Source organism: Streptomyces sp. NPDC059008 (genome assembly GCF_042749045.1).
Classification (GTDB): domain Bacteria; phylum Actinomycetota; class Actinomycetes; order Streptomycetales; family Streptomycetaceae; genus Streptomyces.
This window is the reverse complement of sequence record NZ_JBHYJC010000008.1, coordinates 1-14,792: the sequence shown is the minus strand read 5'-3', so window position 1 is coordinate 14,792 and position 14,792 is coordinate 1. Positions and strand designations below refer to the sequence as shown.

Here is a 14,792-nt window from a genome sequence, read left to right as displayed (position 1 = left end):
ATCCGCAATCGGGGCAGGGTGGCTGGTATCCGGACAACACGCCGCTGACCTGCTGGTTGCGGTGTCGGGCCACTCTAAGGCTGGCGCCGTCGGCGCTCCAACCCTCCCCCAAGCCCGCAAGGAGCAGGGGGTACTCCAAGTCGCCGCCATGTCCGCTCTGTCGCGATCTCTCCCCTACCCAGTGGTAGAGAGGTCTGGCAGGCTGCGGGCCATGTCCCAGCACACCGCCGACGCGTATGGCGACAAGGCCCGTTACGACCGGGCCACCGCGCACCTCGACGCACCGCTGGCCGTCGTCGACCTGCAGGCCTTCGACGCCAACGCCGCGGATCTGGTGCGCCGCTCGAAGGGGAAGCCGATCCGGGTGGCGAGCAAGTCGGTGCGCTGCCGGGCCCTGCTGGAACGGGTGCTGGCGCGGGACGGGTTCGCCGGGATCATGAGTTTCACGCTGGCCGAATCGCTGTGGCTGGCGCGCTCGGGCTTCACCGACGTGCTGCTGGCCTACCCGTCGGTGGACCGGGCCGGCTTCGCCGAGCTGACCGCCGATGCCGCGCTCGCCGGCGCGGTGACGGTGATGGTCGACGATCCGGCGCAGCTCGATCTGATCGACGCGGCGCGTCCGGGCGGTGGCCGTGGCGGCGAGGAGGTGCGGGTGTGCCTGGAGTTGGACACCTCCTTCCGGCTGCTGGGCGGCGGGGTGCGGGTCGGCGCGCGGCGCTCGCCGCTGCGGGCACCGGCCCAACTGGCCGCGCTGGCCCGGACGGTGGTGCGCCGCCCCGGGTTCCGGCTGGTGGGGCTGATGGCGTACGAGGGGCATGTGGCGGGTGTGGGCGACGAGGTCGCCGGCAAGCCGGTGTTCTCGCGGACGGTCCGGATGATGCAGGCGGCGGCGCGCAAGGAGCTGGCGCGGCGCCGCTGGGAGGCCGTACGGGCGGTGCGGGCGGTGGCCCCGCGGCTGGAGTTCGTCAACGGCGGGGGGACCGGCAGTGTGCAGCACACGGCGGCGGAGGCGGCGGTCACCGAGATCGCGGCCGGATCGGGGCTGTACGTGCCGCGGCTGTTCGACAACTTCCGTTCGTTCAGCGGGCGTCCGGCGGCGCTGTTCGCCCAGCCGGTGGTGCGCCGGCCCGGTCCCGGCGTGGTGACGGTGCTGGGCGGGGGCTATCCGGCGTCGGGGGTGGCGGGCGCGGACCGGCTGCCGGTGCCGCATCTGCCCGCCGGGCTGCGCTACGACCCGCAGGAGGGGCCCGGCGAGGTGCAGACGCCGCTGCTGGGGCCGGCCGCGGACCGGCTGGCGATCGGCGACAAGGTGTGGTTCCGGCATGCCAAGGCCGGTGAGCTGTGCGAGCGGTTCAGCCGGCTGCAACTGGTCGACGGGGACAAGGTGGTGGACACGGTGCCGACGTACCGCGGGGAGGGCCACGCCTTTCTGTGACCGGCGCGGCCCTCCCCGGTAGGGATCGGTGCGGTCAGTACACGGTGTCCTGCTGGTCGGGGATCACCGAGCCGTCGGCGCGGTGGACCGGACCGAGCGTGCCGTCCGGCCGGGTGTAGCCGGCGGTCGCGCACGGGTACGGGTCGGTCTGGCGCTTCTTGGGCTCGATGAACATCGGGTTGACCAGCCAGCGGTGGTCGCTGTTGTCGTAGGCCCGGCACATCAGCTCGGGCTTGTTGCGGTTGATGGCCAGGTGTCCCGCGGTGGCGTCGCCGACGAAGGTCACATCGGTCTCGGCGTCGCCCGCGGCGAAGGCGGGGCGGTGCGCCCGGTCCTGCTGCCGCCAGGCCTTGGCTCCCTTGACGTGGAAGATCTCCTGGTTGATCCAGCAGCGCTTGCCGTCCATGTACGTCAGGACCTCGCCGTTGGTGTCCTTCACGTCGCCGCAGCCCTGGACGCCGGTGGTGAGCTTGCCGTCGCGGACGAGGTTGCGGATGCCGATGACGTGGTCGCGGTCGATGCCCACGCCGGGCGCCCAGGCGCGTACCAGCGGCTCCGCCGAGGCGGAGACGATGTAGACGTCGAAGCCGGCCTTCTTGAGGGTGCCGATGAGGTCGCGCTGCTGCGCGTAGTAGCGGACGTAGCCCTCCATCGTGTGCGTGCCGACCTTCTGCTCCGTGCCGATCGGCGCGGCGAGGTGCTCGGCGCGCGCGGCGCGGGCGAAGCCGGTCAGCCGCTCGGGGCTGTGGCCGGCGAAGAGCTGGGTGATCCAGACGTACTCGGGGACGGTGCGCCGGTGGTTCCACTCCCCCTCGAAGGCCTGTCTGCCGGTGGAGGTCTCGGCGTCCTGGTAGACGTCGAGGATCTCGTCGGTGCAGTCGGTGTCGGTCGACGTCGGCAGCGGTCGGCCGGCGGGCACGGAGGTGCCGCAGGCCTTGGTGAGCGCGCGGGCGGCGTCGTCGGTCAGCCACTTGTTGGTGGCCTTCCAGCTCGCCGGGCGCAGCACCTTGTCGTGCCGGAGCATCCAGGACAGCGTGGCGTCGGAGATGTCGTTCTTGACGACGGTGTTGTCCCAGTCGAAGGTCGCGACCGGCCGCGGGCCGCCGCCTCCGGAGCAGCTGCCGCGCTCGTCGATCATCTTCTGCAGCTTGGCCTTGTTGTCGCCGTACCAGCCCTTGGACACCTGGAGGGTGGGGCAGTGGCGCGGGGCGGGCTTGGCGGTGGCCGTCTGGGCGACCGCGACGCCGCCTCCGGCGACCACGAGGGCAGCACCGGCTGCCAGCCAGCGACGCTTGTTGAGCATGGAACGCACTCCTGTCGAACGAAGAACCGAAGGCGGACGCTAGCGCATGGCGGCCGGGCGTCGAGCGACGTCCGGCCGCCGTGGCGCTTACCCGGAAGTGAACAACAGGCGACCTACAGCGGGGTGACGTACGCGCCCGCGATGCCGCCGTCGACCAGGAACTCGGCGGCGTTGACGAACGAGGAGTCGTCGCTGGCGAGGAAGGCGACCGCGGCGGCGATCTCCTCGGGCTCGGCGAACCGCCCGACGGGGACGTGCACCAGGCGGCGCGCGGCGCGCTCGGGGTCCTTGGCGAACAGCTCCTTGAGCAGGGGGGTGTTGACCGGCCCCGGGCACAGGGCGTTGACCCGGATGCCCTCGCGGGCGAACTGCACGCCCAGTTCACGGGACATCGCCAGCACGCCGCCCTTGGAGGCGGTGTAGCTGATCTGGGAGGTGGCGGCGCCCATGACGGCGACGAAGGAGGCGGTGTTGATGATGGAGCCGCCGCGCCCGGTCCGCTCGAACTGGCTCTGCATGTAGGGCAGCGCGTGCTTGCAGCACAGGTAGACCGAGGTCAGGTTGACCTCCTGGACGCGCTTCCAGGCGTCGAGGCCGGTGGTGAGGATCGAGTCGTCGTCGGGCGGCGAGATGCCGGCGTTGTTGAAGGTGATGTCGACCGAGCCGTAGGTGTCGAAGGCGGTCTTGTAGAGCGCCTCGACCTGGTCGGAGTCGGTCACGTCGACCTGGACGAAGGTGCCGCCGACCTCTTCGGCGGCGGCCTTGCCGGCCGTCTCGTCGATGTCGGCGCAGACGACGTTGGCGCCTTCGGAGGCGAGCCGGCGGGCGGTGGCCAGGCCGATGCCGCTGCCGGCCCCGGTGATCACGGCGGTACGGCCGACGAGGCGGCGGCACACTGCGGTCTGGTCGGTCACTTAGCGCTCCTCTGTGCTGATGAAGATGTTCTTGGTCTCGGTGAAGGCGGCGAGCGCGTCCGGGCCCAGCTCACGGCCGAGGCCGGACTGCTTGAACCCGCCGAAGGGGGTCCAGTAGCGCACGCTGCTGTGGGAGTTGACGGAGAGGTTGCCGGCCGCGACGGCACGCGAGACGCGCAGCGCTCGGCCGACGTCGCGGGTCCACAGCGAGCCGGACAGGCCGTAGTCGGTGGCGTTGGCGAGCCGCACCGCCTCGGCCTCGTCGTCGAAGGGCAGGACCACGGCGACCGGCCCGAAGATCTCCTCGACGGCCGTACGGTCCTCGGGGCGGCCCTCCAGGACGGTGGCCGGGTACCAGAAGCCCTTGCCGGCGGGCGCCTCGCCGCGGATCGCGGCCGGGGCGTCCTCGGGGACGTAGGACCGGACCCGCTCGCGCTGGGCGGCGGAGATCAGCGGGCCCATCTGGGTGGCGGGGTCGGCCGGGTCGCCGACCGTGAAGGCCTTGACGGCCGGCTCCAGCAGCTCCATGAAGCGGTCGTAGACGCCGCGCTGGACGAGGATGCGGCTGCGGGCGCAGCAGTCCTGGCCGGTGTTGTCGAGGAAGGAGCCGGGGGCGGCGGCCGCGGCGGCCTCGATGTCGGCGTCGGCGAAGACGATGTTGGGGCTCTTGCCGCCGAGTTCGAGGGTGAGCCGCTTGGTCTGCGCCGCGCAGCGGGCGGCGATCTGCCGGCCGGTGGCGGTGGAGCCGGTGAAGACGACCTTGGCGACGCCGGGGTGGTCGACCAGCGCGGTGCCGGTGACGGGCCCCTCGCCGGGCAGGACCTGGAAGAGGCCCTCGGGCAGCCCGGCCTCCAGGGCCAGCTCGGCGAGCCGGAGCGCGGTCAGCGGGGTGGTCTCGGCGGGCTTGAGCAGGACGGCGTTGCCGGCCGCGAGGGCCGGGGCGGCGCCCCAGGCGGCGATCGGCATCGGGAAGTTCCAGGGCGCGATCACGGCGACCACGCCGAGCGGCTCCTGGACGGTGATGTTCACCCCGCCGGCGACCGGGATCTGGGTGCCGGTCAGGCGCTCCACGCCCCCGGCGGCGTAGTGCAGCAGATCGCGGACGTTGCCCGCCTCCCAGCGGGCGTTGCCCAGCGGGTGGCCGGCCTCGCGGAGTTCGAGTTCGGCGAGCGGGTCGACATGGGCGTCGACGACGTCGGCGAAGCGGCGCAGCAGGCGGGCCCGGTCGCCGGGTGCGACGGCGGCCCAGGCCTCCTGGGCCGCGGCCGCCCGGCGGACGGCGGCGTCGACCTCTTCGGGGGAGGTGGTGGGGACGGTGGCCACCACTTCCTCGGTGGCCGGGTTGAGGATCTTCAACTCGTGCGGACCATTGGACACAGCGTGGTTCCTTACATGCGCTCGAAGGAGCGGAAGCGCTCCCAGTCCGTGACGGCGGCGTCGTAGGCGTCCTGCTCGACGCGGGCCATGTGGCGGTAGTGGTCGACGACCTCGTCGCCGAAGGCCTCCCGGGCGATCGGGCTGTTCTCCCACCGCTCGGCGGCCTCGCGCAGCGTGGTGGGGACATGCGCGGCGTCGCCGGCGTAGGCGTTGCCGGTGGTCGCCTCGGGGAGCTCCAGCTCGTGCTCTATGCCGTACAGGCCGGCCGCGACCATGGCGGCGACCGCGAGGTAGGGGTTCACATCGCCGCCGGGCAGGCGGTTCTCCAGGCGGTGGGAGCGGCCGTGGCCGACGACCCGCAGCGCGCAGGTGCGGTTGTCGGGGCCCCAGGCGACGGCGGTGGGGGCGAAGGAGCCGGGGCGGAAGCGCTTGTAGGAGTTGATGTTGGGCGCGTAGAAGAGCGTGAAGTCGCGCATCGCGGCGATCTGGCCGGCGAGGAAGTGCTGCATGGTGCGGGACATCCCGTAGGGGCCGGAGTCATCGGCGAGTACGGGCCGTCCCTGCTCGTCCTGGAGCGAGAGGTGGATATGACAGGAGTTGCCCTCGCGCTCGTCGTACTTCGCCATGAAGGTGAGCGCCATGCCCTCCTGGGCGGCGATCTCCTTGGCGCCGGTCTTGTAGATGGAGTGCTGGTCGCAGGTGGTCAGCGCCTCGTCGTAGACGAACACGATCTCGTGCTGGCCGAGGTTGCACTCGCCCTTGGCGGACTCCACGGTCATCCCGGCGGCGCCCATCTCGTTGCGGATGCGGCGCAGCACGGGCTCGACGCGGCCGGTGCCGAGGACGGAGTAGTCGCCGTTGTACTGGTTGGCCGGGGTCATCTGGCGGTAGCCGCGGGACCAGGCGTCCTCGTAGGTGTCCTTGAAGAGCATGAACTCCAGCTCGGTGCCGGCGTAGGCGCGCCAGCCGCGCTCGGCCAGGCGGTCGAGCTGGCGGCGCAGGATCTGCCGGGGCGAGGCGACGACCGGCGAGCCGTCGTGCCAGGCCAGGTCGGCGGTGATCAGGGCGGTGCCGGGGTTCCAGGGGGTGCGGCGCAGGGTGGCGGTGTCGCCGTGCATGGCGAAGTCGCCGTAGCCGCGTTCCCAGGAGGACATCTGGTAGCCGTCGACGGTGTTGAGGTCGACGTCGACGGCGAGGAGGTAGTTGCAGCCTTCCGTGCCGTGCTCCAGGACGGTGTCGAGGAAGTATCGGGCCGCGAACCGCTTGCCCTGGAGCCTGCCCTGCATGTCGGTGAAGGCGAGGACGACAGTGTCGATCTCCCCGGCGTCGACGAGGACTCTGAGCTCCTCGACGGAGAGTGGGGGCGTGCGGTCTGCCACGGTGTTGCCTCCTGTCACTGCATCCGGAGGTCATAAGGTATGCACACGAACCTTTGCTTGGGAAGGGGTTTCGATGGACGATGCGGCTGATCGGCTGGCACCTGTGCTGCGGCCGGTGCGGGCGGGCAACGGTTTCGAGGAGGCGCTGGAGCAGATACTCCAGATCGTCCGGCTGGGCCTGGTGCCCCAGGGCGAACGGCTGCCCGCGGAGCGGGAGTTGGCGGAGCGGCTGCAGATCAGCCGGGTCACCCTGCGCGAGGTGCTCAAGGTGCTGCAGGACGAGGACCTGGTGGAGAGCCGGCGCGGGCGCTACGGCGGCACGTTCGTGCGCGCACGCAAGGAGAACCAGGGCGAGGCCGAGCTGCGGCGCCGGATCGAGAAGATCGACGTCGAGGACACCCTGCGGTTCCGGGAGGTGCTGGAGGTGGGCGCGGCGGGCCTGTGCGCGGCCCACGGGCTGACCGGCGAGCAGGCCGACCGGCTGCGCCAGGCCCTGGCGGCGACCCAGGAGGCGCCGCTGGCGGACTACCGCCGGCGCGACACCCTGCTGCATCTGACGCTGGCGGAGCTGTCCGGCTCGCCGTCGCTGGCGGCCCAGTACGCGGCGGTGCGGGCGAGCGTGAACGATCTGCTGGACTGCATTCCGCTGCTGGTGCGCAATCTGGAGCATTCCCAGACCCAGCACAGCGCGCTGGTGGAGGCGGTACTGGAGGGCGACGCGGACGGCGCGCGCGAGGTGATGCGGGAGCACTGCTGCGGGACCGCGGCGCTGCTGCGCGGCTTCCTGACCGGTCCGGCGGCCTGAGTCCGGCCGCGCCGGGCCCCGCGAGCTCCCCTGTTAACCATTCTTTTACGCACGGGTCTTGCGCCGGAGCGGCACCCAGGGCAAAGGTATGCCGCTGAACCTTTGCTCGATTTTCCCCTTCGGCGAGGCAGGAGCGGCTCATGGCCGACAGCACGGAATCGCAGACCGCACCGCCCACCGCTTCCGTGGACGGCGGCACACCGGGCGGCGGCGCATCGCCCGACGAGACCTATCTGGAGCGGCGCACGCTGCGCCGCGGCAGCGCGGGACCGCTGCTGCTGACCGGCCTGGGCGTCGCCTACGTCGTCTCCGGCGACTTCTCGGGCTGGAACAACGGACTGGCGCACGGCGGCTTCGGCGGTCTGGCGATCGCCGCCGTCCTGATGGGCCTGATGTACACCTGTCTGGTCTTCGCGCTGGCGGAGCTGGCCTCGATCCTGCCCACCGCGGGCGGCGGCTACGGCTTCGCCCGGCGGGCACTGGGCACCTGGGGCGGCTTCCTGACCGGCACCGCCATCCTGATCGAATACGTCCTGGCGCCCGCCGCGATCTCCATCTTCATCGGTGACTACGTCGAATCGCTCGGCCTGTTCGGGCTGCACTCCAGCTGGCCGGTCTACCTCGCCTGCTTCGTGCTGTTCATCGGCATCCACCTGTGGGGCGTCGGGGAGGCGCTGCGCTTCAGCCTGATCGTCACCGCGATCGCGGTCGCCGCGCTCGTCGTCTTCGCGCTCGCCGCCCTCACCGACTTCCATGTGGACGCGCTCAACGACATCCCCGTCGAGGCCGGCGCCTTCGGCGCCAACTCCTGGCTCCCGTTCGGCATCCTCGGGATCTGGGCGGCCTTCCCGTTCGGCATGTGGTTCTTCCTCGGTATCGAGGGCGTACCGCTGGCGGCGGAGGAGACCAAGGACCCGGCCCGGTCGCTGCCCAGGGCGATGGCCGCCGCGATGGGCATCCTGCTGCTGCTCGCGCTGATCACCTTTGTCGCCGCGACCGGCGCGCGCGGCTCGGCCGCGATCCAGTCGGTGGGCGATCCGCTGGTCCAGGCGCTGCAGCCGGACGGCAAGCCCACGACCGTCGGCCGGATCGTCAACTACGCCGGTCTGGCGGGCCTGGTGGCGTCCTTCTTCTCCCTGATCTTCGCCGGCTCCCGGCAGCTGTTCGCGCTCTCCCGGGCCGGCTACCTGCCCCGCTTCCTCTCCCTCACCAGCCGCCGCAAGGCCCCCTACCTGGGCCTGCTGGTGCCCGGCGCGCTGGGCTTCGCGCTGGCCGCGGCCACCGGCGACGGCGCCCGGATGCTGAACGTCGCGGTCTTCGGCGCCACCATCTCCTACGCCCTGATGGCGCTCTCGCACATCGTGCTGCGCCGTCGCGAGCCCGGTCTGCCCCGCCCCTACCGGACCCCGGGCCGCATGCTGACCTCGTCCGTCGCCTTCGTCCTGGCCTGCTCGGCGCTGGTGGCGACGTTCCTGGTCGACAAGGACGCCGCCTTCATCGCGCTCGGCGTCTACGTCGTGGCGCTGGCGTACTTCGCGTTCTACTCCCGGCACCGGCTGGTCGCCGCGGCGCCCGAGGAGGAGTTCGCGGCGCTGGCGGCGGCCGAGGCCGAGCTCGAACGCGACTGAGACACCCGGTGCCGGCCGGGCGTCCGGTCGGCACCGGCGATCCGATCCCCCTCCGCACGCACTAAGGACCCCACCTCATGTCCCAGCCCCTCATCGGCATCAGCACCTACCAGGAAGAGGCCCGCTGGGGCGTGTGGACCCAGCCGGCCGCGCTGGTGCCGGCCGGCTATCCGAAGCTGGTCCAGCGCTCGGGCGGGCTGGCCGCCCTGCTGCCGCCGGGCGATCCGGCGACGGCCGCCGCGGCGGTGGCACGGCTGGACGGGCTGGTGATCGCCGGCGGCGCGGACGTGGCGCCGGCGCGGTACGGAGCGGAGCCGCACCCCCGCACCGGTCCGCCCGCCCTGGACCGGGACGCCTGGGAACTCGCCCTGATCGAGGCCGCGTTGGCCGGCGGCGTACCGCTGCTGGGCATCTGCCGCGGGCTGCAGCTGCTGAACGTGGCGCTGGGCGGCACCCTCGTCCAGCACCTCGACGGGCATGCCGGGCCGCCCGGGGTCTTCGGGCGGCACGACATCAAGCCGGTCCCCGGGACGCTGCTGGGCCGCACGCTGCCCGAGCCGGTGGCGGTACCGACCTACCACCACCAGGCGGTGGACCGGCTCGGGCGCGGGCTGCTGGCCTCGGCGTACGCGGAGGACGGCACGATCGAGGCGCTGGAGCTGCCGGACGCGCGCGGCTTCGCGCTGGCGGTGCAGTGGCACCCGGAGGCCGGGGACGACACCCGCGTGATGGACGCGCTGGTGGCGGCGGCAGGCGGGGCGTCCCCGGAGGCGTGAGGGCCTCAGACCTCCCGGGACCCGCAGGCGCCGGGGATCCAGCCGGTGTTGCCCCGGAAGGTGATCTTCATCCAGTCGGTGCCCGAGCGTCCGCAGAGGTTGTACGACTGCCCCGTGGCCTTGCCGCGGATGCAGGTCTTCGCGCCCTTGGTGAACAGCCCGACCGCGGTGCTGTTCAGCTTGCGCTCCTTGCGGATCTTCACGTTCTCCTGCGCCTCGGCGTTGACGCAGGCGGCCGTCGCGGTGGTGGCCGCGGCGGCCGGGTGCGCGGTGCCCGGCGTGGCGGCCGTGGCGACACCGCCGGCCAGCGCGGTGCCGAGCAGAGCCGTGGAGGCGATGATCCCGGCCGTCGTCCTCATCCTCATGTGTGGTCCCCGTAGTGGTAGTTGGCGCATGGTCAGACCCTGTCGCGCGCACGCGATCAAGGATTCGAACACACTAACGCAAGGGCGGCCCCGGCGACGGGCGGTTCCACCGCCTCAGGAGGTCGCGCGGGTCAGCCCCAGCAAGTGACGGGCCGGCCCCACCGGCCGCTGCCCGGCCGGCCACACGGCACGCAGGTCACGGCCGAGCCGCAGCCCGCGTACCGGGATCTCCACCAGCCGCCGGGCGCTCAGCTCCTCGCCGACCGCCAGCTCGCTGAGCACCGACGGCGCCGCCTCGCTCACCACGGCGGCCTTCACGGCGGTGGTCGAGGCGAGCTCCAGCAGCGGTTCGGCCAGCCCGCCGTGCTCGGCGAGCGCCGCGTCCAGCACCTGCCGGGTGCCGGAGCCGCGCTCGCGCAAAATCAGCGGGGTCGCGGCCAGCTCGGCGGCGGTCAGCTCCGTACGGCGCCGCGCCCAGCGATGCGACGGCGCGGCGACGACGACCAGCCGGTCGTGCCCGATGACCGCGCCGTCCAGCCCCGCCGGCACGTCCAACCCCTCCACGAAGCCCAGATCCGCCTCGCCCCGCGCCAGCCGCTCGGCCACCGCGCTGGAGTTCCCCGCCAGCAGCGAGACCGCCGTCCCGGGCAGCTCCGCACGCAGCGAGATCAGCCACCCCGGAAGCAGGTACTCCGCGATCGTCATGCTCGCCGCGACCCGCAGCCGGGAGTCGCGCCGCCCGCGCAGCGCCTGGGCGCCCGCGTCCAGCGCCTCGGCGGCCTCGACCACCCGCCGCGCCCAGTCCGTCACCAGCACCCCGGCGTCCGTCAGCCGGGAGCCCCGCGGCGACCGCTCGACCAGCGCCACCCCCAGCTGGCGCTCCATGGCGCGAAGGCGGCTGCTGGCGGCCGGCTGGCTGATCCCGCGCGCGCGGGCGGCCCGCCCCAGACTGCCGAGCCGGGCGATGGCGAGCAGCAGCTCCAGCGCGCCGAGGTCCGGGACCCGGTGCGACAACGAGGCGGGCTGGACCTCACCCATCAATCCCCCAACACATAACCCCAGCTTATGCCCTCATAGAGACAATGTCCCTGGTGGGGGCTGTTCGCAGCGGTCAGGCTCGTTTCATGGCAACACTCGTGCAAGCACCTTCCCGCACCACCTCCGCCGCCCCCGGCACCCCCCGCTCGGTACGCCACCTCGGCCCGAACTGGTACGCCTCCGTCATGGGCACGGCGATCGTCGCCAACGCCGGCGCGGCCCTCCCGTTCACGGCGCCCGGCCTGCGCGGTGCCTACCAGGCCGTCTGGGCGCTGTCGGCGGTGCTGCTGCTGACGCTGCTGGCCGCCCGGGCCGTGCACTGGCGCCGTCACCCCGACCAGGCCAGGCGCCACCTCCTCGACCCGGCCGTCGCCCCGTTCTACGGCTGCCTGGCCATGGCGCTGCTGGCGGTCGGCGGCGGCACGCTCGCGGTCGGCCGGGACGTCGTCGGCGAACCGGCCGCGGTGGCCGCCGACGCCGTCCTGTGGACCGTGGGCACGCTCGTCGGCCTCACGGGCGCCGCGGTGATCCCGTACCTGATGGTGACCCGGCACCGCATCGAGCCGGCCGACGCCACCCCGGTGTGGATCCTGCCGCTGGTCGCCCCCATGGTCTCGGCGGCGCTGGGGCCCGCGCTGGTCCCCCATCTGCCGCCCGGCCAGTGGCGGGTGGCGATGCTGCTCGGCTGCTACGCGCTCTTCGGCATGTCCCTGCTGGCCACGCTGCTCGTGCTGCCGCTGGTGGTCTCCCGGCTGCTCCACCACGGCGCCCTGCCGCTCGCCCTCACCCCGACCCTGTTCCTCGTCCTCGGCCCGCTCGGCCAGTCCACCACCGCCGTGAACAACCTCGCCGACGTCGCCCCGGGAGTCGTGGACGCCTCCTCCGCGCACGCCATGAGCGCCTTCGCGGTCCTCTACGGCGTGCCCGTGATGGGCTTCGCGCTGCTCTGGCTGGCGATCGCGACGGCGATGGTGGTCCGCGCCTTCCGCAACGGCATGGGCTTCACCATGACCTGGTGGGGCTTCACCTTCCCCCTGGGGACCTGCGTCACGGGCGCGGCGGGCCTGGCCCGGCACACCGGACTGGGCGTGTTCGGCTGGCTGGCCGGGGCGCTGTTCGCCGCCTTGGTGACGGCGGTGGCGGTGACCGCCACCCGCACCGCCTCGGGCCTGGCACACGGCCGGCTGCCGGCAGCGCCGCCGGCGGCCGGGCGCTGACCGCCGCCGCGCCGGCGCGTCGGGCGGCGGCGCGTCCGTTCAGCCCAGGAAGAGCGGCAGTCTCGCGGCCAGTTGGCCGAGCGCGGCCCGCTCCTCGCCGGTCGGCGCCCGGCGGCCGGTGCCGACCAGCAGTGCGTCCTGGTCGCTGAACGACGCGGGGAACGCGGCGCCGGCGATCTGCTCCAGCAGCGCGCGGGACCGGGCCAGGGCCTCCGCGGGCGGCCGGGCCGCATCCGGGAGGTGCGCGATCAGGTCGAGGTGGTGCAGCGTCCACTCCAGGACGTACGCGGTGAGGTAGTCGCCCACGGTGAGGACCTCGTCCTGGGTGCTCACCCGGGCGCCGCGGTCGGCGAGTTCGGCGGCGCGGCCGGCGGCGGAGCCGACGTCGTCGAGGTGGAACTTGAGCAGGTGCGGTTCCTCGTAGGCGGCGGCCAGCCGGACGATCAGCGCGTCGAGCGGGTCGTCGCCGGTCGGCGGTTGCTCCCCGACCTTCCAGTAGGTCACGGCGTCGACGGTCGGTTCCGCCTCGGCGGGGGTGACGAGGGTGATCAGGACGTCCTGCGCGTCGATGACCAGGTGGCACACCAGGTCCCGTACGAGCCAGCCGGTGCAGCCGGACGGCCGCTCGAAGTCCTTGTCCGGGAGTTCGGCGACCGCGGTGCGCAGCGCCGCCCAGGAGCGTGAGAAGAGATCCACCCCGGCAAGGTAGTGCGGCGCCCGAACGGCGGACAAACGGATTTGGGCGGTCGGGGTGCCGCTCCCCGCTTCCTCGGACGCGCCCGGCAGCGCCGTCACCACGACGGAGTAACGCAGCGTAATCCACTCGTTGCTGGTTCGTTAGCGCGGTGATCCCGGCACCGGACCGGGTCCAGACAGGAAGGAAGTTCCGTCATGGGTAAGGCAATGCGTTTGGTCGCGGGCGCCCTCGGGGCCGGTGCGCTGCTGCTGTCGGCGTCGGGCACCGCCAGTGCCAAGGGCTGGGGCGGCGAGTTCTTCAACGAGGACGTGCACTGCGCGGCGACGTTCAGCCTCCTGTTCCCCTCGGACGGCTGCATCACGAACATCCTCATCGACAACCACAAGACCGTCGCCACGCTCAAGCAGACCGCCGCGGGCGACATCGACGGCACCCTGGTGCGCGCCGGCGGGCGCGGCCGCCGCTGACACCGCGCCGCACCCCGCGGCACGCTGCTCCGGGGCGCGGCGGCGCGTCCCGCCTGCCCGCCGGGCGGGCGGGACGTCGTGCGTTCCCGGGCGCGGTCGCTCAGCGCGCCGCGGCCAGGGCCGCCGCCAGTACGGCCGGGGCCTCGGCCAACGACGGTCCGTACCACGTCAGATGGCGGCCGCTGACCAGCGCGGCGGGCAGACCGGGAAACGCCTCGGGGCCGTCCTCGGTGGTGAAGCGGTACGGCTCGTCGGGAAGGACCACGAGGTCGGCCGGACCGGCGTTCAGCGCGTCCAGCGCGATCCTCGGATAGCGCTCGGCGTGGCCGGCGTAGAGGTTGCGCACGCCGAGTCGGGCCAGCAGGTCCCCGGCGAAGGTGTCCCGGCCGAGCACCATCCACGGCCGGCGCCAGACCGGCACCACCGCGCTCCGCGGCGCCGGCCGGGCCGGCAGGTCGCGCCATGCGGCCTCGGCGGCGTCGAGCCAGTCGGGGCGGGCCAGCCCGCAGCCCGCGACCAGTACGCGGTCCAGCTCGCGCAGCCCCTGGTCCAGGGTCCGCACCTCGGTGACCAGGACGTCGAGGCCCGCGGCCCGCAGTGCGGCCAGGTCCTGCGGGCGGTTCTCCTCCTCGTTGGCGAGCACGAGGTCGGGCGCCAGGGCGGTGATCCGCCGGGCGTCGGGATTCTTGGTGCCGCCGATCCGGGCGGCCGCCAGCCCGGCCGGGTGGCTGCACCAGTCGGTGACCCCGACCAGCAACTCCGGCGCGCAGGCGGCCACCGCCTCGGTGAGGGACGGCACCAGGGACACCACGCGCTGCACGGTCATCCGTCCACGGTACGGCTCAGGCGCGCCCGCCGGCCCTGCGGCGCAGCAGATACGCCGCGCTGCCGGCCAGCACGAACAGCACCAGACCACCGGCCGCCTGTGTCACGTTCACTCCCTCCACCCGGCTGTCCTGCACCGTCACGGTCTCGGTGAACCTCGCTCCGCCCGGCGCACATTCGATGGTGACCTGGTAGCGCCCCGGCCTGGCCTGTTCGGCGACCGTGGCGTCGGCGGCCATCCCGCGCTCGCCCGGCCGCAGCACCACCGAGCCGAAGAGCGCCGAGGCCACCCGCGCTCCTGAAGCCGTCGCGCAGTGCCTGCCGTCGCTGATGCTCACCCGTTGTCCGGCCACCATCGGATCGGGCTCGACCTGCGCCGACGCGACGGGCGCGGCGATCCCCAAGGTGGCCGCGCCGATCAGGGCGGCGGCGGCTACGTGCGCGGGCTTCACGCACTCCAGCCAATCACCCGCCCCGCCGTCCCGCGCGCTACCCGCACCCGCCCGGGTGAGCCGCGAAAGGGCGGCGGGCCCCGCCCCGGCGCACTGCCGGAGCGGGGCCCGCCC

The 14,792-nt window shown here is 73.3% G+C and carries 15 protein-coding genes; 6 read left to right on the top strand and 9 right to left on the bottom strand.

Annotation, left to right across the window (positions count from 1 at the left end; genetic code table 11):
• The first annotated feature begins 211 nt into the window (after nucleotides 1-211).
• The gene (locus tag ACFWZH_RS12700) at nucleotides 212-1,435 is read left to right on the top strand and encodes an amino acid deaminase/aldolase (protein ID WP_384428629.1); all 1,224 of its coding nucleotides are present in this window, start codon (nucleotides 212-214) and stop codon (nucleotides 1,433-1,435) included.
• Between the two features lie 34 nt (nucleotides 1,436-1,469).
• On the opposite strand, the gene ACFWZH_RS12695 is transcribed toward ACFWZH_RS12700, so the two are convergent.
• The 4 genes from ACFWZH_RS12695 to ACFWZH_RS12680 form a co-directional block, all read right to left on the bottom strand.
• Nucleotides 1,470-2,738 carry an HAD family hydrolase gene (locus ACFWZH_RS12695; RefSeq protein WP_384428627.1) on the bottom strand — a complete coding sequence of 423 codons (1,269 nt, stop codon included), beginning with the start codon at nucleotides 2,736-2,738 and terminating at the stop codon, nucleotides 1,470-1,472.
• A gap of 113 nt (nucleotides 2,739-2,851) precedes the next feature.
• Nucleotides 2,852-3,652, bottom strand: coding sequence for a 3-oxoacyl-ACP reductase (locus ACFWZH_RS12690; RefSeq protein ID WP_384428625.1), 801 nt, complete (start codon nucleotides 3,650-3,652; stop codon nucleotides 2,852-2,854).
• A complete protein-coding gene (locus ACFWZH_RS12685) occupies nucleotides 3,653-5,029 on the bottom strand; it encodes an aldehyde dehydrogenase family protein (protein ID WP_384428623.1) in 1,377 nt (458 codons plus the stop codon).
• An 11-nt stretch (nucleotides 5,030-5,040) separates the two neighbouring features.
• A complete protein-coding gene (locus ACFWZH_RS12680; protein WP_384428621.1) occupies nucleotides 5,041-6,408 on the bottom strand; it encodes a glutamine synthetase family protein in 1,368 nt (455 codons plus the stop codon).
• Nucleotides 6,409-6,481: 73 nt separating this feature from the next.
• On the opposite strand from ACFWZH_RS12680, the gene ACFWZH_RS12675 reads away from it, so the two are divergent.
• From ACFWZH_RS12675 to ACFWZH_RS12665, 3 genes are all read left to right on the top strand, one after another.
• Complete coding sequence (locus tag ACFWZH_RS12675) at nucleotides 6,482-7,213, top strand: FadR/GntR family transcriptional regulator (protein WP_384428619.1); 732 nt, start codon at nucleotides 6,482-6,484, stop codon at nucleotides 7,211-7,213.
• A gap of 140 nt (nucleotides 7,214-7,353) precedes the next feature.
• The gene (gene eat, locus ACFWZH_RS12670) at nucleotides 7,354-8,841 is read left to right on the top strand and encodes an ethanolamine permease (protein WP_384428617.1); all 1,488 of its coding nucleotides are present in this window, start codon (nucleotides 7,354-7,356) and stop codon (nucleotides 8,839-8,841) included.
• A 77-nt stretch (nucleotides 8,842-8,918) separates the two neighbouring features.
• Complete coding sequence (locus ACFWZH_RS12665; protein ID WP_384428615.1) at nucleotides 8,919-9,617, top strand: gamma-glutamyl-gamma-aminobutyrate hydrolase family protein; 699 nt, start codon at nucleotides 8,919-8,921, stop codon at nucleotides 9,615-9,617.
• A gap of 5 nt (nucleotides 9,618-9,622) precedes the next feature.
• Here the strand turns inward: ACFWZH_RS12665 and ACFWZH_RS12660 are convergent, their stop codons facing one another.
• Together ACFWZH_RS12660 and ACFWZH_RS12655 are read right to left on the bottom strand one after the other, a co-directional pair.
• Nucleotides 9,623-9,982, bottom strand: a complete 360-nt coding sequence (locus ACFWZH_RS12660) for a hypothetical protein (RefSeq protein ID WP_384428613.1) — start codon at nucleotides 9,980-9,982, stop codon at nucleotides 9,623-9,625.
• Nucleotides 9,983-10,096: 114 nt separating this feature from the next.
• Nucleotides 10,097-11,020, bottom strand: a complete 924-nt coding sequence (locus tag ACFWZH_RS12655; protein WP_384428611.1) for a LysR family transcriptional regulator — start codon at nucleotides 11,018-11,020, stop codon at nucleotides 10,097-10,099.
• Nucleotides 11,021-11,106: 86 nt separating this feature from the next.
• On the opposite strand from ACFWZH_RS12655, the gene ACFWZH_RS12650 reads away from it, so the two are divergent.
• Nucleotides 11,107-12,237, top strand: coding sequence for a TDT family transporter (locus ACFWZH_RS12650; protein WP_384428609.1), 1,131 nt, complete (start codon nucleotides 11,107-11,109; stop codon nucleotides 12,235-12,237).
• Nucleotides 12,238-12,276: 39 nt separating this feature from the next.
• Here the strand turns inward: ACFWZH_RS12650 and ACFWZH_RS12645 are convergent, their stop codons facing one another.
• The gene (locus ACFWZH_RS12645; protein WP_384428607.1) at nucleotides 12,277-12,933 is read right to left on the bottom strand and encodes a maleylpyruvate isomerase N-terminal domain-containing protein; all 657 of its coding nucleotides are present in this window, start codon (nucleotides 12,931-12,933) and stop codon (nucleotides 12,277-12,279) included.
• Nucleotides 12,934-13,128: 195 nt separating this feature from the next.
• Between ACFWZH_RS12645 and ACFWZH_RS12640 the strand changes: the two genes are divergently transcribed.
• The gene (locus ACFWZH_RS12640; RefSeq protein WP_384428605.1) at nucleotides 13,129-13,401 is read left to right on the top strand and encodes a hypothetical protein; all 273 of its coding nucleotides are present in this window, start codon (nucleotides 13,129-13,131) and stop codon (nucleotides 13,399-13,401) included.
• Nucleotides 13,402-13,501: 100 nt separating this feature from the next.
• Here the strand turns inward: ACFWZH_RS12640 and ACFWZH_RS12635 are convergent, their stop codons facing one another.
• Nucleotides 13,502-14,227 (bottom strand): helical backbone metal receptor, encoded by a 726-nt coding sequence (locus ACFWZH_RS12635; RefSeq protein ID WP_384428603.1) that lies wholly within the window; start codon nucleotides 14,225-14,227, stop codon nucleotides 13,502-13,504.
• A gap of 16 nt (nucleotides 14,228-14,243) precedes the next feature.
• On the bottom strand, nucleotides 14,244-14,792 hold a 549-nt coding region (locus ACFWZH_RS12630; protein ID WP_384428601.1), incomplete at its 5' end, for a hypothetical protein.